This is a genomic window from Sciscionella sediminilitoris (genome assembly GCF_000737195.2).
GTDB classification, from domain to species: domain Bacteria; phylum Actinomycetota; class Actinomycetes; order Mycobacteriales; family Pseudonocardiaceae; genus Sciscionella; species Sciscionella sediminilitoris.
Window position 1 is genome coordinate 208,724 of record NZ_JALM01000016.1, and the last position, 16,093, is coordinate 224,816.

At 68.9% G+C, this 16,093-nt stretch carries 19 protein-coding genes; 12 read left to right on the plus strand and 7 right to left on the minus strand.

Annotated features, from left to right (window positions below; all coding sequences use genetic code 11):
- Nucleotides 1-5 precede the first annotated feature (5 nt).
- Nucleotides 6-374 carry a hypothetical protein gene (locus AD72_RS08480; RefSeq protein WP_031465869.1) on the plus strand — a complete coding sequence of 123 codons (369 nt, stop codon included), beginning with the start codon at nucleotides 6-8 and terminating at the stop codon, nucleotides 372-374.
- A gap of 2 nt (nucleotides 375-376) precedes the next feature.
- Here the strand turns inward: AD72_RS08480 and AD72_RS08485 are convergent, their stop codons facing one another.
- A complete protein-coding gene (locus AD72_RS08485; RefSeq protein WP_031465870.1) occupies nucleotides 377-2,263 on the minus strand; it encodes a primary-amine oxidase in 1,887 nt (628 codons plus the stop codon).
- Between the two features lie 138 nt (nucleotides 2,264-2,401).
- On the opposite strand from AD72_RS08485, the gene AD72_RS08490 reads away from it, so the two are divergent.
- The 5 genes from AD72_RS08490 to AD72_RS08510 are packed head-to-tail and all read left to right on the plus strand — an operon-like array spanning nucleotide 2,402 to nucleotide 4,770.
- Nucleotides 2,402-3,016: a TetR/AcrR family transcriptional regulator gene (locus tag AD72_RS08490; protein WP_031465871.1), complete on the plus strand. Its 615-nt coding sequence runs from the start codon at nucleotides 2,402-2,404 to the stop codon at nucleotides 3,014-3,016.
- A 9-nt stretch (nucleotides 3,017-3,025) separates the two neighbouring features.
- Nucleotides 3,026-3,550 (plus strand): GNAT family N-acetyltransferase, encoded by a 525-nt coding sequence (locus AD72_RS08495; protein WP_031465872.1) that lies wholly within the window; start codon nucleotides 3,026-3,028, stop codon nucleotides 3,548-3,550.
- Between the two features lie 33 nt (nucleotides 3,551-3,583).
- A complete protein-coding gene (locus AD72_RS08500) occupies nucleotides 3,584-3,889 on the plus strand; it encodes an ArsR/SmtB family transcription factor (protein ID WP_031465873.1) in 306 nt (101 codons plus the stop codon).
- The gene (locus tag AD72_RS08505; RefSeq protein ID WP_031465874.1) at nucleotides 3,874-4,263 is read left to right on the plus strand and encodes a VOC family protein; all 390 of its coding nucleotides are present in this window, start codon (nucleotides 3,874-3,876) and stop codon (nucleotides 4,261-4,263) included. The genes AD72_RS08500 and AD72_RS08505 overlap by 16 nt, the downstream gene beginning before the upstream one ends.
- The gene (locus tag AD72_RS08510; RefSeq protein WP_031465875.1) at nucleotides 4,264-4,770 is read left to right on the plus strand and encodes a GNAT family N-acetyltransferase; all 507 of its coding nucleotides are present in this window, start codon (nucleotides 4,264-4,266) and stop codon (nucleotides 4,768-4,770) included. It begins immediately after the preceding gene.
- Here the strand turns inward: AD72_RS08510 and AD72_RS08515 are convergent.
- Nucleotides 4,751-5,098, minus strand: a complete 348-nt coding sequence (locus tag AD72_RS08515; RefSeq protein ID WP_031465876.1) for a winged helix-turn-helix transcriptional regulator — start codon at nucleotides 5,096-5,098, stop codon at nucleotides 4,751-4,753. The genes AD72_RS08510 and AD72_RS08515 overlap by 20 nt on opposite strands.
- A 97-nt stretch (nucleotides 5,099-5,195) precedes the next feature.
- Between AD72_RS08515 and AD72_RS08520 the strand changes: the two genes are divergently transcribed.
- Nucleotides 5,196-6,125, plus strand: coding sequence for an NmrA family NAD(P)-binding protein (locus AD72_RS08520; protein ID WP_031465877.1), 930 nt, complete (start codon nucleotides 5,196-5,198; stop codon nucleotides 6,123-6,125).
- Between the two features lie 99 nt (nucleotides 6,126-6,224).
- Here AD72_RS08520 and AD72_RS08525 read toward each other — a convergent pair whose 3' ends face one another.
- Nucleotides 6,225-7,871, minus strand: a complete 1,647-nt coding sequence (locus AD72_RS08525) for an AMP-binding protein (RefSeq protein ID WP_031465878.1) — start codon at nucleotides 7,869-7,871, stop codon at nucleotides 6,225-6,227.
- A gap of 115 nt (nucleotides 7,872-7,986) precedes the next feature.
- Here AD72_RS08525 and AD72_RS08530 point away from each other — a divergent pair, with 115 nt between their 5' ends.
- Nucleotides 7,987-8,814, plus strand: coding sequence for an enoyl-CoA hydratase family protein (locus AD72_RS08530; protein WP_031465879.1), 828 nt, complete (start codon nucleotides 7,987-7,989; stop codon nucleotides 8,812-8,814).
- On the opposite strand, the gene AD72_RS08535 is transcribed toward AD72_RS08530, so the two are convergent.
- Entirely contained in the window at nucleotides 8,777-9,649 is an 873-nt protein-coding gene (locus tag AD72_RS08535) for a helix-turn-helix transcriptional regulator (protein WP_031465880.1), read from the minus strand. The genes AD72_RS08530 and AD72_RS08535 overlap by 38 nt on opposite strands.
- Before the next feature lie 100 nt (nucleotides 9,650-9,749).
- Here AD72_RS08535 and AD72_RS08540 point away from each other — a divergent pair, with 100 nt between their 5' ends.
- Nucleotides 9,750-10,457 carry an SDR family oxidoreductase gene (locus AD72_RS08540; RefSeq protein ID WP_031465881.1) on the plus strand — a complete coding sequence of 236 codons (708 nt, stop codon included), beginning with the start codon at nucleotides 9,750-9,752 and terminating at the stop codon, nucleotides 10,455-10,457.
- Between the two features lies 1 nt (nucleotide 10,458).
- Here the strand turns inward: AD72_RS08540 and AD72_RS08545 are convergent, their stop codons facing one another.
- A complete protein-coding gene (locus tag AD72_RS08545; protein WP_031465882.1) occupies nucleotides 10,459-11,088 on the minus strand; it encodes an NAD(P)H-dependent oxidoreductase in 630 nt (209 codons plus the stop codon).
- 67 nt (nucleotides 11,089-11,155) lie between these two features.
- Here AD72_RS08545 and AD72_RS08550 point away from each other — a divergent pair, with 67 nt between their 5' ends.
- Nucleotides 11,156-11,536 carry a MerR family transcriptional regulator gene (locus AD72_RS08550; protein ID WP_037345152.1) on the plus strand — a complete coding sequence of 127 codons (381 nt, stop codon included), beginning with the start codon at nucleotides 11,156-11,158 and terminating at the stop codon, nucleotides 11,534-11,536.
- Here the strand turns inward: AD72_RS08550 and AD72_RS08555 are convergent.
- Together AD72_RS08555 and AD72_RS08560 are read right to left on the minus strand one after the other, a co-directional pair.
- Nucleotides 11,514-12,641, minus strand: coding sequence for an acyl-CoA dehydrogenase family protein (locus AD72_RS08555; protein WP_031465884.1), 1,128 nt, complete (start codon nucleotides 12,639-12,641; stop codon nucleotides 11,514-11,516). The two genes, AD72_RS08550 and AD72_RS08555, sit on opposite strands and share 23 nt — an antisense overlap.
- On the minus strand, nucleotides 12,638-15,016 hold the full coding sequence (locus AD72_RS08560) for a bifunctional salicylyl-CoA 5-hydroxylase/oxidoreductase (protein WP_031465885.1): 2,379 nt from the start codon (nucleotides 15,014-15,016) through the stop codon (nucleotides 12,638-12,640). The genes AD72_RS08555 and AD72_RS08560 overlap by 4 nt, the downstream gene beginning before the upstream one ends.
- A gap of 66 nt (nucleotides 15,017-15,082) precedes the next feature.
- Between AD72_RS08560 and AD72_RS08565 the strand changes: the two genes are divergently transcribed.
- Nucleotides 15,083-15,841 carry an SDR family NAD(P)-dependent oxidoreductase gene (locus AD72_RS08565; protein WP_031465886.1) on the plus strand — a complete coding sequence of 253 codons (759 nt, stop codon included), beginning with the start codon at nucleotides 15,083-15,085 and terminating at the stop codon, nucleotides 15,839-15,841.
- Nucleotides 15,838-16,093: RidA family protein (locus AD72_RS08570; RefSeq protein ID WP_231644760.1), on the plus strand; the 256-nt coding region annotated here is incomplete at its 3' end. The genes AD72_RS08565 and AD72_RS08570, both read left to right, overlap by 4 nt.

Sequence of the window (16,093 nt, forward strand, 5' to 3'; positions counted from 1 at the left end):
CTGAAGTGCACCCGCTCGTTCATCTCGGCAGGCTCACCTTCGAGACCGACGACGAGGCGCTCGAACGGGAGATCCGTGCCGTTCTCGCGCCGGAGGCAACCTTGCGCCTCAACGGCAGGGAAACCGACCTCGCCGGATACCTCATGCACGTCCGGGAGCTGCGTTCGGGCATACGGGACGGCACGCTCACGGTGATCGACGAGATCCGGGCCGAAGACGCTCTCGCGGCCCGGGTCGCCGTGCGGATGCAGCTGACGGACGGATCCGCGGTGCACGGTGAATCACATCTGATCGGCCGCATCGGTGCCGACGGCCGGCTCACCAGGATGACCGAGATCGGCCGCCTGATCGGCGAGACGGACGATCCGGCCTAGGCTCACTGCCCCTGCGCGCTGCAGTGCGGCGTTCCCGCGGGCACATCCAGGCTCGGGTTGCGGTCGAAGAATCCGTACGGTTTCAGGGTGAATCCGCAGCGGTCGACCGGCATGATCGGCCAGTCCTCCGGGCGCGGGAAATGGGTGAGCCCGAAGGTGTGCCAGACGACCAGATCGGTGCCCTCCAGGGATTCGTCGCCCGCCACGTATTCCGGTAGCCCGGTGCCCCCGCCGCTCTGATTGACGAACTCCCCTGCCGGCCACCGCTGCCCTTCCCGGTACCGGCTGACCCACAGATGGTGGCGGGCGAACGCGGCCCGGCCCGCGATGGAGGAATCCGGATCCGCGAGCATCGTCGGCTGCCCTTGCGGGTAGAGCGCGTAGCCGACCGGTTGCCCGAGCCGGTTGGTACGTTCGGGGTTCACCACGTGCCAGACCCGGCCCGCTCCCGGATCGGCATCCCGGCACGCCGCGAGCTCCGAATCCAGGCGGCGGCTCGTGCTGGTGAACGCGTTGCCGTACGGATTGTCCGCACCGCGCGGGACCCTGGCCGCCTGCACCTCATCGACGGCATTGGACTCACCGTCGACCATCATGTCCAGCCGCGCGCAGAACAGGTGCTGGTGGTACGGCGCACCGAGGCCGGGGGCCACCTCGTTCGCCCAGCGATACCCTTCGCCCTGGTACGCCGAGGTGAACACCACTCCGGTCGCCTTGCACTCCAGTTCGATCGTGCCGTCCAGGTAGAGGTACCAGTAGAAGCCGTAGTCGTAATTGCCGACGGTGACGAAGAAGGAGATGACCAAGCGCCGCTGCCGTTGGGTGCGCGCGGATCCGGTGAACACATCGGTGTGCTTGCTCAGCACCCCGGCGTCCTCCTCGTGCATGCAGATCGCGTTCTCGATCGTGCGAGGCTCCCCGTGGTCGTCGGCGAGTACCGCGTCGAAGTAGTGGATCTCGCCGAGACAGTCACATCCGAGCCGCAGTGCATTGGTCTGCTTGCCGAGCAGGTACTCCCCCGCGTCGAAGTAGTTCTGCCAGAACCGGACCGGGCTCGGATCACCGTAGGGCACCACCATCTCCGCGACGGAGGCACGGTAGACGATCGGGCGGCCACCGAAACCGAGCTGGTGCAGCACCAGACCCTCGCGCGGATCGAACCCGATGCGCAGATCCCATTCGTGCCAGTGCACCGCGTCCCCGTCCACGGTGAAGCTCGGCCCCTCGGGCTGTTCGATGTGGATCGGGCGCAGATCGGTGCGCGGAGCCCCGGCCTGTTCCGGATCGTCGAAATTCCCTTCCTCGCGCGGAATCGGGTGCACGGCCTCGTCGATCACCTGCAGTACACGCCCGGCGATCAGGTCCACATAGGCGACAAGCCCGTCGATCGGGTGCGCCCAGGGATGATCGGATTCGCGGTGCCGCAGGAAACCGAGCACCCGCAGCATCCGCTTGCCGCGCTCCCCCTCGATGCCGAAGCTGCCCGCGGACAACGGACAGGCGCACACCAGGTCCGTCTGCTCGATCCCGCGCCGGGCGAGTGCGGCGCTCCAGCGTTCGTCGGCGGCCACGATCTCCCCGACCCGCTCGAATTCCCCGTCCAGAATGGGCGGCTGCCCCTCGGTGGCCACGTCGATCTCGCGCACCGACTCCACCGCGCCCGCACCGAGCGAGACGATCGCGTGCCGTGCCGTTCCGGTGGCCGTGTCCAGCAACAGCACCTCGGTCCTGCGCTCGGTTTCGCGCGCATCGAGCACCGCGGACTTCGGCGGTTCGAGCAGGCCGAGGAACGGGAACCGGGTGCTTTCCGTGACGAGCCCTGCCTTGTCCAGGACGGTCCGGGTGTCCCGGATCTCCTCCGCGCTCAACCGGTCGAGTGGGTGGGCCATCGTGCTCGCTCCTCCGATGCTGGTGTGTCCTCATTGCCACGTAGCGATGGCCGTTTATTCTACGGTCGTCCGGTCAAAAATCAAGAGAGGTCACCGATCCCCGGAACCGGCCGCACTCCCGGCGCTTAAGCTGCATCCATGCCCAAGCTCGTCGACCACGAGGCCAAGCGCCGGGAGATCGTGCGCGCGGTACTGCGGATCACCAAACGGGGCGGCCTGCACACCGCGACCATGCGGGAGATCGCCACCGAGGCGGGTCAGGCCAACGGCGGCATCGCGCACTACTTCCGGAACAAGGAGGAACTGCTCGTCGCGGCGTTCGAGCACATCTTCAGCGAGACCAACCGCAGGGCCTATGCCGCGATCGGCGAGGCCGAAGGACTCACCGCGGTACGCAGGCTGTGCCTGGAGATCATGCCACTGGACGAGCAGCGGATCGCCGAAGCGCGCATCGCGGTGAGCTTCTGGGGCCGCGCGGTGCACGATACGGAGATGTCCGCCCTGCAGGACGCCGATATGCGCGCCTGGCGGGCCCAACTGCACAGCTACCTCGTCACCGCGCGGGACAACGGCGAGATCCGCGCGGATGCGGAGCTGCAGCCCGTTGTCGACGAGCTGCTCGCCACCACGATGGGGTTCCAGGCGAACGTGCTGATGAATCCGGAGGCGACCACCCCGGCGCGGCAGATCGCCGTGCTGGACGCGATCCTGTCCCGGCTCCGCTCGGGTGGCCTTGGCGCGGCATCTGGGTAGAGTGGCGCCGTGTCTGAGCTGAAGCAGCTGGATGCAGGCCATGCCCCGGCGGTCCTGGCCTTCGAACTGGCGAACCGTGCCTACTTCGCGACCTCGATCTCCGACCGGGGCGACGCGTTCTACGACCGGTTCACCGAGCGGCACAGCGCCATGCTCGCTGAGCAAGAGACCGGTAGCTGCGCCTTCTACGTACTGGTCACCGAGGATGGATCCGTTCTGGGCCGATTCAACCTGTACGACGTCAAGGACGGCACTGCCAACCTCGGCTACCGGGTCGCGCAGCACGTCGCCGGCCGCGGCGTTGCGACCGCGACGGTCCGGGAGTTGTGCCGGCTGGCGGCGACACGGCACGGGCTGCACAGACTGCGCGCGGTCACCTCACACGCCAATGCCGCGTCCCAGAAGGTCCTGACCAAGGCCGGGTTCGTGCCCGCCGGCCCGGCAGATCCGGCCGACCTCGGCGGCAAACCAGGCACCTGGTATCTGCGCGACCTGGCACTCACGCCGTCCACCGGTTCCACCGACCCGCGTTGACCAGCAAGTGTGTACTTGCGTAACGTTCTGTTCGTGGGAGACGTGTTCCGGGCGTTGGCCGACCCTACGCGGCGTACCATTCTCGACGAGCTCATCGGCCGGGACGGTCAGACACTGTTCGAACTCTGCGCCCGGCTGACCACCAAGCATGGGCTCGGGTCCTCCCGGCAGGCGATCTCGCAGCATCTGGATGTGCTCGAGTCCGCCGGTCTTGTCGAGGCCCGGCGCGAGGGCCGGTACAAGTTCCATTACATCGACACCGCACCGCTGCGGCAGATCTTCGAGCGGTGGCCGGAGCAGAACACACCGAAGAGGGGACCGACATGCGAATCAACCTGACGAGCGTGCTCGTCGACGACCAGGACAAGGCCCTGCGGTTCTACACCGAGGTACTGGGCTTCGTGAAGAAGCACGACATCCCGATGGGCGGGCCCCGGTGGCTGACCGTGGTCTCCCCGCAGGAGCCCGAGGGCACCGAGCTGGTGCTCGAACCGAGCGGGCATCCGGCTGTGAAACCGTTCAAGGACGCGCTCGTCGCCGACGGGATCCCGTACACCTCGTTCGCCGTCGAGGATGTGCACGCCGAACACGCGCGGCTGCGCGAGCTCGGCGTGCGGTTCACCCAGGAACCGGTCGATATGGGCACCGTGACCACCGCCGTGTTCGACGACACCTGCGGCAACCTGATCCAGATCGCGCACCAGGCAGCTTAGGTGATCCTCGAGACGGATCGCCTGCTGCTGCGGCCGTGGCGGGAGGCCGAGGCGGTGGTGCAGCGGGAACTGTGGACCGAACGCGATCCACGCGTGCCGCCGCATCGCCGGATCGACGCGGCCGGGCGCCCCACCCTCGCGGAGCTCGAGGAGTCGATCCGCACCGAACGGCTGTGGGCGACCGGCTTGCCCGCGATCGAGCGGAGAACCGAGCGGGATGTCATCGGCTACTGCGGGCTGGTCGACAACGACCGGGGCCCCGCCGGGGAACCGGAACTCGCGTTCGAGCTGCTGCGCCGGACCTGGGGGCGGGGATACGCGACCGAGGCAGCCTTCGCGGTGCTGGACTGGGCACGGGCAGCGGGACACGAACGGCTGTGGGCGACGGTCTGGGACTGGAACACCGCCTCCCGCCGGGTGCTGGCCAAGCTCGGATTCACCGAGACCGCGCGGCACGAAGCGCACCCGCTGCACGGGACCACCCTGGTCACCACGAGAGAGCTCTGAACTCGGTCACGGCACCGCCGTGCACGTGCGACCACTCGGTCAGCACGGCGATCGGCGGCAACAGCGTCCTGCCGAGCTCGGTCAGCAGGTATTCGACCTTCCCATCCGTGGCACGCCGTTCGACAAGTCCGTGTCCCTGCAACCGCCGCAACGTCTGGGTCAGTACCTTCCGGGAGATCCCGCCGATCGCCTCGACCAGCTCGCCGTGCCTGCGGGGTTCCCCGCGCAACGCGTAGAGCACGACAACGGCCCATTTGTCGGCGATGATCTCGACCGCCAGCCGGGCTGGGCAGTCGGCGAGCAGGTCGCTCCCGGGATACGCGGGCATATCTCGACGGTAGCCCTCCGCCAGGAACCGGGAGGTACCCGGCGCCCCACTAGCGTCCGCGGTGCAGGCCATTCCCCACGCAGCAAGGAGCATGATCATGAACCGCGTTCTCGTCATCGGCGGGACCGGGGCGATGGGCCGTCACGTGGTACGGCATCTGCTCGCCACGACCGACGCCGCTGTCACCGTCCCCACCCGTGCTCCGGAATCCGCGCACGCGACCGCACTCGGCGCGATCGCGCCCGAGCGCGTGGAACTCGTCCGCTCCGACCCGGCGGCGATCCACGCCCTGTTCCGGAACGCCGACCACGCCTTCGTCAACACCGACTTCTTCGCGACCGGCAGCGCCGTCGGCGAATACCGGCAAGGTGTCGAACTGCTGGCTGCGGCGAAGGCGGCGGGCGTGGCCCGGGTCATCTGGTCATCGCTGGACAGCGCGGTGTCCCTGACCGGGCATCCCGTCCCGCACTTCGACAGCAAGGCAGCCGTGACCGCCCACATCCACCTGATGCGGTCCGAGGAAATGCTCCGCGAGGAACACGACGGCTGGTATACGAACCACGTCTCGGTGCTGACCACCGCGCCGTACTTCGAGAACCTGTGCTCGCGCCTCGCTCCCCGACCGGACGGCCGCGGTGGCAGACAGTTCCGGCTCCCGCTCGGCACCGCCCGCTATCCACTCATCGCGCTGGACGACATCGCCTGGTTCGCCGGGCACCTGCTCGGCAACTGGCAGTCCTGGGGCGCACGCGATCTCTCGGTGATCGGCGACAGTCTCACCGGTGCGCAGCTCGCCGAGACGTTCACCCGCGTCACCGGCATTCCCAGTGGCTACGTTCCGATGCCCGAGGCAGAGCTGCACGCCGCTCAACCCCGGTTCGGCCACGATTACGCCGCCATGTTCCGGTTCTTCGCCGAGCGCGACCTCTACGCCCGGGACCGGGACGTCGCCTTCCTGCGCCGCCTGCACCCGGAGCTGATGACGTTCGAGGACTGGCTGCGCCACACCGGATGGACGGCGGACTGAGCACCCGCACCGGTGCCAGGCGGACCGGATTCGCCCGCTCGTCGTCGCGCACGAATCCGGAAAGCACAAGGAGACAGCCGTGCGAGGTGGTGCAGAGATTTATCGGTTCGCCGGAGTGGTTCGGGGGGCCGGGGCTGCTCGCTTCTCGGAGCGCAGCCGGTAGCGTTGCAGCTTCCCGTTGCTGGTACGCGGCAGTTCGGCGCGGAACTCGATCGCCCGCGGGTACTTGTACGGCGCGATCACCCGCTTGCAGTGCGCCTGCAGCTCACCGATCTTCGCCTCGTTCCCGGGAACCCCTTCGGCGAGCACCACGAAGGCCTTGACGATGTGCCCGCGGCGCTCGTCCGGCTCTCCGATCACCGCCGCGTCCACCACATCCGGATGCCGCAGCAGCGCCTGCTCCACCTCGGGCCCGGCGATGTTGTATCCGGAGGAGATGATCATGTCGTCGCTGCGCGCCTGATACCAGAAGTATCCCTCGGCATCGCGGATGTAGGTGTCCCCGGTGAGGTTCCAGCCGTCGCGCACATACGTCCGCTGCCGCTCATCGGCGAGGTAACGGCACCCGGTCGGTCCCTTGACCGCCAGCAGTCCCGGGGTGCCGTCCGGCACCTCGGCACCGTCCATGTCGAGCACGGTCGCCACGAATCCGGGGACCGGACGGCCGGTGGATCCCGGGCGGATGTCGTCCCCGGCCGCGGAGATGAACACGTGCAGCATCTCGGTGGCTCCGATCCCGTCCACGATGCGGATCCCGGTCCGTTCGTGGAACTGCCGCCACAGTGCCTCGGAAAGCTGCTCGCCCGCGGAGACGCAGCGGCGCAGCGATCCCAGCTGCTCGGCCTTGCCCTCGGCGAGCATCGCCTTGTACGCGGTCGGAGCGGTGAACAGCACGCTGACCCCATGCTCGGCGATGGCGTCCGCGAGCTCGGCCGGGCTCGCCTTCTCCAGCAGCAGCGTGGCCGCGCCGAACCGCAACGGGAACACCACCAGCCCGCCGAGCCCGAACGTGAAGCCCAGCGGCGGGGTCCCGGTGTACACATCCGCCGGGTCCGCGCCGACGATGTGCCTGCCGAAGGTATCGGCATTGGCCAGCACATCCCGGTGGAAGTGCATGGTCGCCTTGGGCCGCCCGGTCGTGCCCGAGGTCGGCGCGAGCAGGGCGACATCCTCGGACGAGGTCTCGACCGGATCGAATTCCGGCGCCACGGCGGCACATTCGGCCACCAGGTCATCGGATTCCCCGGAACCGTAGGTCAGCACCGGAATGCCTACCGGATCGAGTTCCGCACGGTAGCGGTGATCGCACACGGCGAGGACGGGGCCGGTGATCTCGGCGAGCGTCTCCAGTTCCTCGGTACGCAGCAAGGGCATCGTGGTCACCACGACACCACCGGCCCGAAGCACCCCGAACCACGCGGCGACCAGCCAGGGGTTGTTCGGCCCGCGCAGCAGTACCCGGTTTCCCGGAACCAGCCCGTGTTTCTCGGTGAGCAGCCGCGCGACCCGGTTGGCCTGATCGCGGAGTTCGCCGTAGCTCCATGTCTGGCCGGGGCTGTACAGGCAGGGGCGATCCGGGCCGAACTCGGCGATCACGTCATCGAGCAGCGCCACCGCGCAGTTCAGCCGCTCCGGGTAGGCCAGCTCGGGCAGTTCGAAGCGGAATTCCGGCCACTGCTCCCGGGGCGGGAGGTTGTCCCGGCAGAACGTGTCGACGTGCGCCGAGGGATGAAGCGGTCGCACCACACCCTCCCTTCCTTGGAACGGGTACGCCCTTAGTATTACTCTTTTGTGACGACAGTCAAGAGTTCGGCATAAGAGCTAGGCTGGCGGAGACCGGGCGAACACGAAAGGTGGCGGAATGAGTCCATTTCGAGGATCGGTGGCCGGAACCGAACGCTGGGAACACTTCGGATTCACGTGCGCGGACGGGATCGCGACGGTCACGCTGGACCGGCCGGACAAGCTTAACGCGCTGACCTTCGAGGCATACGCGGATCTGCGCGACCTGTTCCACGAACTGCCCCAGCGTGGCGACGCCCGGGTGCTCGTGCTGCGCGGCAGCGGCACCGCCTTCTGCTCCGGCGGGGATGTCAACGAGATCATCGGCGAGACCCTGGCGATGGAGCCGGACCGGCTGCTCGAGTTCACCAGGATGACCGGCCAGGTGGTCAAGGCGATGCGGGAGTGCCCGATCCCGATAATCGTGGCGCTGCAAGGGATGGCGGCGGGCGCCGGGTCAGTGCTCGCACTGGCCGCCGATTTCCGCATCGGCACCCCGAAGGCGAAGTTCGCCTTCCTGTTCACCAAGGTCGGTCTCTCCGGGGCGGACATGGGCTCGGCCTATCTGCTGCCACGCATCGTGGGCCTCGGCAGGGCGACCCAGCTGCTGATGCTCGGTGACACGGTGCGTGCCGAGGCCGCCGAACGCTACGGGCTACTCACCGAACTCGTGGCGGCCGAGGAACTGGACGACCGGGTCGGCGAACTCGCCACCCGGCTGGCCACCGGGCCGTTCCAGGGCTATGCGCAGACGAAGGCGCTGCTGACCAGGGAACTCGACATGGACCTCGGTTCCGCGGTCGAGCTGGAGGCGATGACCCAGGCGCTGCTGATGAAAACACAGGACTACGCGGAATTCCACGCCGCCTTCAACGCGAAGCGCGAGCCTCGCTGGCAGGGTCGCTGACCTCCGCGGCGCCCATGGGCTGGGTACCGAGCACGGAAAGCAGCGCGAGCCGCTGCGCGTCCTCGGTGTCTGGCTCCGCGGTGTAGACCATCACCCGCAGATCGCTTCCGGCGACGCTGAGCAGATCGCAGTCCAGGGTCACCGGGCCGACCTCGGGATGGTCCACGATCTTGCGCGAGACCTCCTGCCTGGCGACGGTCCCGGCATCCCACAGTTCGGTGAACCGTGGGCTGTGCGCGTGCAGGTCCGCGATGAGCCGCTGCAGCCGCTGGTCGTCCGGATAGCGGCTCGCGGTCCGGCGCAGGTCCCCCACCAGGCCCGCCTCGAAGGCGTGCCGCGCCTCCGGAGTGTGCCGGACCCGTGTGCCGCTGCCGAGCAGATTGCGCCACACCGCATTGCGGTCCCGGCCGCGCAGCTCGCCGAACAGCGCCGTGTACATCGGGTTCGCCACGAGCAGGTTCAGCGCGGCGTCGTAGACCGCGACCGGCGTTCCGGTGAGCCGGTCGAGCATCCGCTGCACGCTCGGGGTCAGATAGGCGGGCACCGTACCCTGGCCCGGCGGGACCAGACCGGCGAGCCGGAACAGGTGCTCGCGTTCGTTCGGGTGCACCCGCAACGCCCTGGCCAGCGCCTCCACGATCGGCACCGAGGGATGCCGGGAACGGCCCTGCTCCAGGCGGATCACGTAGTCGACCGAGATGCCGGCGAGCATGGCCAGCTCCTCCCGGCGCAGCCCCGCCGCGCGCCGCTTTCCGCCGAGTGGCAGCCCCACCGTCTCCGGGGAGACCCGCTCGCGCCAGCCGCGGACCGCCCGGCCGAAATCCGAACCCGTCATGTCCCCAGTGTGCGCCCGCACGCGCCGCACGTCCTGGTACGCGTGGTCCCAGGATGTCCGGCCACTGGCCGGCGCGCCGGGCCGGGCGCATTCTCGGGGCATGACGACAACACTGATCACCGGGGCAAACAAGGGCCTCGGCTACGAAACCGCCCGTCGCCTGCTCGCCGAGGGACACACCGTCTATCTGGGCAGCAGGGATCCCGAACGGGGCCGCCGGGCCGCCGAAACGCTCGGGGCCCGCCCGGTGCAGCTCGATGTGACCGAGGACGATTCCGTCCTGGCCGCGGCGAAGACCGTCGAGGCCGAAGGCGGGCTCGACGTGCTGATCAACAACGCCGGGGTCGAGGCACGCAAGCCCGACGGGAGTGTGCCCGCGCCCGCCGAGACCACCGCCGACCACGTGCGCGCGGCCTATGAGACCAACGTCTTCGGACCGGTCCGGGTCACCCACGCCTTCCTTCCGCTGCTGCGCCGCTCGGCATCTCCGGTCATCGTGAACATCAGCAGCGGGCTCGCCTCGCTGGCCCTGGCCACCGACAAGGATTTCCCGGGATCCTGGTACCCGGGCCTGGCCTATCCCTCCTCCAAGACCGCGGTCAACATGCTCACCGTGCAGTACGCGAAGGCGTTCCCGGAGATCCGGATCAACGCCGTGGAACCCGGTTTCACCGCAACGGATCTGAACGGGCACACCGGGACCCAGACCGTCGAGGAGGGCGCCGAGGTGATCGTGCGGATGGCGACCATCGGACCCGATGGCCCGACCGGAACCTACCGCCACCTCGGCGGCCCGCTGCCCTGGTGAATCAGGCGAGGCAGGCGACGGATTGCCCGATCGAGGCTCCCGCCTCGCGGGCCGCCTCGTCCCGGCGGCGATGCTGTTCGGGTGATTCGGCCTCCCCGTCGTGGAGCAGGATCAGGTTCGAGCCAGAAGTCTCCAGGTAGCCGCCGATACCGTCGACGAGTGTGGTGCGCATCGCGTTCGCGTACCCTCGCCGCTCGTACAGATCCGGCCCCGCACCACCGATCCCGACGAAGTAGAGGTTGCGCGCCGCGGTGAGTTCGATCCCGGCTCCGGTGTCGTCGTAGGCCCAGCCCCGGGTGAACACCCGGTCAATCCACCCCTTCAGTGCCGCGGGCAGCGACCACCAGTGCACCGGGAACACCAGGACGATCAGGTCGAACCCCTCAAGGAAGCGCTGTTCGGCGCGGACATCCGCGGGCAGCGCGGTATCACCTCGATACGCGTGCAGGTCCCCCGCGCCGAACACCGGGTCGAATCCGGTCGCCACCAGGTCCCGGTGCACGACCTCGGTGCAGCCGTTCCCGCGCAGCCCCTCGCGCACGGCGGATGCCGTGCCCATCGTGGCGGAGTGTGGATCCGGGTGTGCGGTGACGATCACCGCTCGAAGGCCGTTCGGCTCGCTGCTTGTCATACTGACAAGCATGAACTCTGACATCAGTGTCACAGTCAAGCCAGTTAAGCCAGGCAGGTCCGAGGGGATGCGGATCGGGGAGCTGTGCGCCCGCACGGGCACCACCCCGCGGATGGTCCGCCATTACGAACGGGCCGGAATCCTTTCCCCCGCACGGGAATCCAACCGCTACCGGACGTTCACCGAGGAGGACGTCGAGCTGGTGCTGGATACCCGCTGTCTGCTCGACGCGGGCCTTTCGCTCACCGATGCAGCCGAGATCGTGCGGACCGTATGCGGGGCCGAATCCGCGCCGCTGGAATCCCTGGACAAGGCACTCGACCGGATCCGGGACCGGCAACTCCGAATAGCCACCAGGATCGACGAGCTCCTCGGCATGCAGGGCAAACTCGACGAGCTCTATGAGTTGACGAGTTCCGCGCGGCTCAGCCGAGCTGGCGGGCGATGATGGAGCGCTGCACCTCACTGGCCCCCTCGTAGATCCGCGGTGCGCGCACCTCGCGGTAGAGGTGCTCCAGCAGGTGTCCCCGGCGCAGCGCCCGCGCCCCGTGCAGCTGCACCGCACTGTCCACGACGAACTGGGCGGTCTCGGTCGCGTGCAGCTTCGCCATCGCGGAACTCTTGGCGATCTGCCGGTTGCCGGAGTCGTACGCTCCCGCCGCCGCGTACACCAGCAGCCGGGCGGCTTCGGTGCGGGTGGCCATCTCGGCCAGGGTGTGCGCCACGGTCTGCAGCTCGGCCAGCGGAGCGCCGAACGCCTCTCGTTCCCTGGTGTGCGCGACCGTCGCGTCCAGCGCGGCCTGCGCCATCCCGACCGCGAACGCGCCGACGCTCGGCCGGAACAGGTCCAGGGTGCGCATCGCGACCCGGAATCCGCGGTCGAGCTCGCCGAGCAGATCGGCGCGGGTGACCGGGACCCCGTCGAAGCGCAGCGTGCCGATCGGGTGCGGGCTGAGCATGTCCAGGTGTTCCCCGCTCAGCCCTGCCCGGTCGGCGGGCACCGCGAAGGCACTCACTCCCCTGGCACCCGCGCCCTCGGTGGTACGGGCGAACACCGTGTAGAAATCGGCCTCGGGCGCGTTCGAGATCCAGGTCTTCTCCCCGTACAGCCGCCAGCCGTCCCCATCCGGTTTCGCGGCCAGTTCGAGTGCCGCCGCATCCGAACCGGCTCCCGGTTCGGAGAGGGCGAACCCGGCGACCGCGGAACCCGCTGCCACAGCGGGAATCCAGCGCTGCACCAGTTCCGCGCCGCCCGACTGCAGCACCGGATAGCTGCCCAGCCCCTGCAGCGCGAGCGCGGTCTCCGCCTCGGTGCTCTCCCGGGCCAGCGATTCGCGCAGCAGACACAGATCCATCGCGGCGGCGTCGGTCGGCTGGTCCGTTCCGGAGAACAACCGCCGCAGCAGGCCGAGCTCGCCCAGTTCGGCGAGCAGTTCCCGGTTCACCCTGCCGGGCGCGCCCCGCTCGGCCAGCGGCCGCAATCGGTCCGCGGCCAGCGAACGCACCCGTTCGGCGAACTCGGCCTGCTCGGTGCTCAGCGCGAACGCGGTCATCGCGAATCCTCCTGTCCCGGGCGCCACCTGCCGTGCGCGGTGCCCTGGCTGCCTTCCCGGATCAACTGCAGCCGCGGCCGCGGTTCGTCCATCCGCCCGGCGCGCGGTTTCCTGCTGCCCGCGGCGAACTGCTTCGGCCACTCCGCTCCTGGCCCGCTGTAGTCCTGCTCGGCAGCCGCGTGCAGTGTCCACTGTGGATCGTAGAGGTGCGTCCTGCCGACCGCGCACAGATCGGCCCGCCCGGCGAGCAGGATCGAGTTCATGTCGTCGTAGGAGGAGATCGCCCCGACCGCGATCACCGCGACCCCGTACTTGCGGCCGATCTCGTTGCGGATCCGGTCGGCGTACGGGGTCTGGTAACTGCGCCCATAGGCCGGTTTCTCCGCCTTGAGCACCTGCCCGGTGGACACGTCGATACCGGCGACTCCGTGCTCGGCGAAAGCGCGGGCGATCTCCACCGCGTCCTCGGCCTCGATCCCGCCCTCGTGCCAGTCGGTCGCCGAGATGCGCACGGTGATCGGCCGCTCGGCCGGCCAGACCGCGCGGATCGCGTCGAGTACCTCGAGCGGGAACCGCAGCCGATTCTCCAGGCTGCCCCCGTAGCGGTCGGTGCGCCGGTTGGAAAGCGGGGAGATGAACGAGGACAACAGGTAGCCGTGCGCGCAGTGCAGTTCGAGCACGTCGAACCCGGCGCGCGCGGCCGCCCGCGCGCTTTCCGCGAACTCCTCGGTGATCGTGGCGAGCTCGGACTCGGTCAGCTCTCGCGGCGTCTGGTTGTCCGCGGAGTACGGGATCGCCGAAGGACCGACCACCTCCCAGTTCCCGTCCGGCAGCGGTTCGTCGATGCCCTCCCACATGAGCTTCGTGGAGCCCTTGCGCCCGGAGTGCCCGAGCTGGATACCGATCTTGGCCGCGGTGTTCCCGTGCACGAAGTCCACCACCCGCGTCCAGCCCGCCTCCTGTTCCGGGGTGCGCAGACAGGCACAGCCCGGCGTGATCCGCCCGGTGTCGGAGACGCACACCATCTCGGTCATCACCAGGCCCGCCCCGCCGAGGGCCTTGCCGCCGAGGTGCACCAGATGGAACTCACCGGGTATCCCGTCGGTTGCCGAGTACATGTCCATGGCCGAGACCACGACCCGGTTGCGCAGTTCGAGCTCCCCGAGCCGGGCCGGGTGGAACATGGGCGGGCGCACCGATCCGTCCCCACCGGGAACCTCGCCGGTGAACCACTCGTCGATGCCCGCCACGAACTCGGGATCGCGCAGCCGCAGATTGTCGTAGGTGACCCGCCTGCTCCTGGTGAGCAGGTTGAACGCGAACTGCTCCGGCTCCTGGTGCACGTAGCCCTCGATGTTCTCGAACCACTCGAGGCTGGCCTGGGCCGCGCGCTGAGTGGATTCCACCACCTGGCGCCGCTCGGTCTCGTACTCGGCGAGCGCGGTGCCGAGCTCACCGTGTTCGTGCAGGCAGGCCGCCAGCTCCAGGGCATCCTCCATGGCCAGCTTGGTGCCCGAGCCGATGGAGAAATGCGCGGTGTGCGCGGCATCCCCGAGCAGCACGATGTTGTCCTTGCGCCAGCTGGTACAGCGCACGGTGGCGAAGGTGAGCCACTTCGAGTTGTTGGCCACTACCTGGTGCCCGCCGAGCACATCCGCGAACAGTTCCCGGATCCGGGCGATCGAACGTTCATCGCTGTGCCCAGGCGGCAGCTGTTCGGGTGCGCACTCGGCGAATCCCGCACGCCGCCACACATCCTCGTGCATCTCCACGATGAAGGTGCTCGCGTCCCTGCTGTAGGGATAGCCGTGGATCTGCATCACCCCGTACGGGGTCTGGGCGATGTAGAACTTGAACGCATCGAACACGCGATCGGTGGAAAGCCAGATATAGCGGCAGTTCCGGGGTTCCACCGTGGCCCCGAACTCCTCGGCGCCGGCAGTGCGCACCGCCGAGTTCGCCCCGTCGCAGGCGACCACGAGATCGTAGTCCCGGGACAACTGCGACAGCTCCGGCGCTTCGGTACGGAAATGCGCGCGCACCCCGGTCTCGGCGCAGCGCCGCCGTAGGATGCCCAGCAGGCTCTTGCGGCTCACCGCGGCGAAGCCGTGCCCGCCCGAGGTGAAGGTAGTCCCGGCGAAGTGCACGTCGATGTCGTCCCAGCGGGCGAACTCCTGCTGCATCGCGGCGGCCACCTCGGGGTCGGCGTGCGCGATCCCGCCGAGGGTCTCGTCGGAGAACACCACGCCGAAGCCGAAGGTGTCGTCCACCGCATTGCGCTCCCACACCGTCACCTCGTGCGCCGGGTTCAGCTGCCGCACCAGCGTCGCGAAGTACAGGCCCCCTGGGCCACCGCCGACGACGGCGATCCGCAATCCATCCATGACCCACAGGCTATGCCGTATTTGATACGACCGTCAAGATAACGTAATATCAACCCGGTGACGACATCGAGGATATGCGTGGTGACCGGGGCCGGACGCGGTATCGGGCGGGCCGTGGCGCACCGGCTCTCGAACTCCGGCCACCAGGTGGTGCTCACCGCACGCACCCGGGACCAGCTCGCCGAGGTCGCGGCGGAACTACCCGGACCCAGCCTGTGCGTGCCCGCCGATGTGACCGATCCGGAAGCGCCGCAGGCCATCCGCGACCAGGTGGCGGCCGAATGGGGACCGATCGAGGTTGCCGTGCTCGCGGCGGGTACGGCCAGTTCCGCGCCGCTGGCCAAGACCACCGATGCGCAGTGGCGCGCCGCCATGGAGGTCAACCTGGACGCGCCCTTCCGCTTCCTGCGCGCCCTCGCTCCGGGAATGGCCGAACGCGGCTGGGGGCGGATCGTGGTCATCGCCTCGATGGCGGCCAAGCACGGCGATCCCTACGTCAGCGCCTACACCGCGAGCAAACACGGGGTACTGGGCCTGGTGCGCGCGACCGCGGCCGAACTCGCCAGGAGCGGTGTGACGGTGAACGCTGTCTGTCCCGGATTCGTGGACACCCCGATGACCGAGGAGAGCATCGCGAACATCAGCGCGACCACCGGCCGGGACGCGGCGAGCGCGCGGGCCGCACTCGAGGCACGGCAACCGATCCGGCGGCTGATCAGCGCCGGGGAGGTCGCCGAGGCGGTGGAATACTGCGTGGCCAGCGCGGCCACCACGGGGCAGGGCATCAACGTCGACGGAGGAGCCGTTCAGTCATGAGTCGCGAAGACGACGATCGAGTGAGGACCGGAGCGAGCCGGGAGTCGAGCAGGAGCATCGAGTACGTCAACCCCGCGGAGCTCGGCAAACCGTCCGGGTTCACCCACGCCGTCACGGTGCGCGGCGGGCGCACCGTGTACCTGGCCGGGCAGACCGCGCTGGACGCGGAGAACCGGATCACCGGTGGCGATGTCGTCGCCCAGTTCGAGCGCGCGCTCGGCAATCTGCTCACCGCGCTCACCGCCGCCGGTG

Bases quoted from the DNA above. Each gene is read 5' to 3' on its own strand.
- AD72_RS08485 (WP_031465870.1), bottom strand. From the start codon at position 2,263: ATGGCCCACCCACTCGACCGGTTGAGCGCGGAGGAGATCCGGGACACC.
- AD72_RS08490 (WP_031465871.1), top strand. From the start codon at position 2,402: ATGCCCAAGCTCGTCGACCACGAGGCCAAGCGCCGGGAGATCGTGCGC.
- AD72_RS08505 (WP_031465874.1), top strand. From the start codon at position 3,874: ATGCGAATCAACCTGACGAGCGTGCTCGTCGACGACCAGGACAAGGCC.
- AD72_RS08515 (WP_031465876.1), bottom strand. From the start codon at position 5,098: ATGCCCGCGTATCCCGGGAGCGACCTGCTCGCCGACTGCCCAGCCCGG.
- AD72_RS08520 (WP_031465877.1), top strand. From the start codon at position 5,196: ATGAACCGCGTTCTCGTCATCGGCGGGACCGGGGCGATGGGCCGTCAC.
- AD72_RS08530 (WP_031465879.1), top strand. From the start codon at position 7,987: ATGAGTCCATTTCGAGGATCGGTGGCCGGAACCGAACGCTGGGAACAC.
- AD72_RS08535 (WP_031465880.1), bottom strand. From the start codon at position 9,649: ATGACGGGTTCGGATTTCGGCCGGGCGGTCCGCGGCTGGCGCGAGCGG.
- AD72_RS08540 (WP_031465881.1), top strand. From the start codon at position 9,750: ATGACGACAACACTGATCACCGGGGCAAACAAGGGCCTCGGCTACGAA.
- AD72_RS08545 (WP_031465882.1), bottom strand. From the start codon at position 11,088: ATGACAAGCAGCGAGCCGAACGGCCTTCGAGCGGTGATCGTCACCGCA.
- AD72_RS08550 (WP_037345152.1), top strand. From the start codon at position 11,156: ATGCGGATCGGGGAGCTGTGCGCCCGCACGGGCACCACCCCGCGGATG.
- AD72_RS08555 (WP_031465884.1), bottom strand. From the start codon at position 12,641: ATGACCGCGTTCGCGCTGAGCACCGAGCAGGCCGAGTTCGCCGAACGG.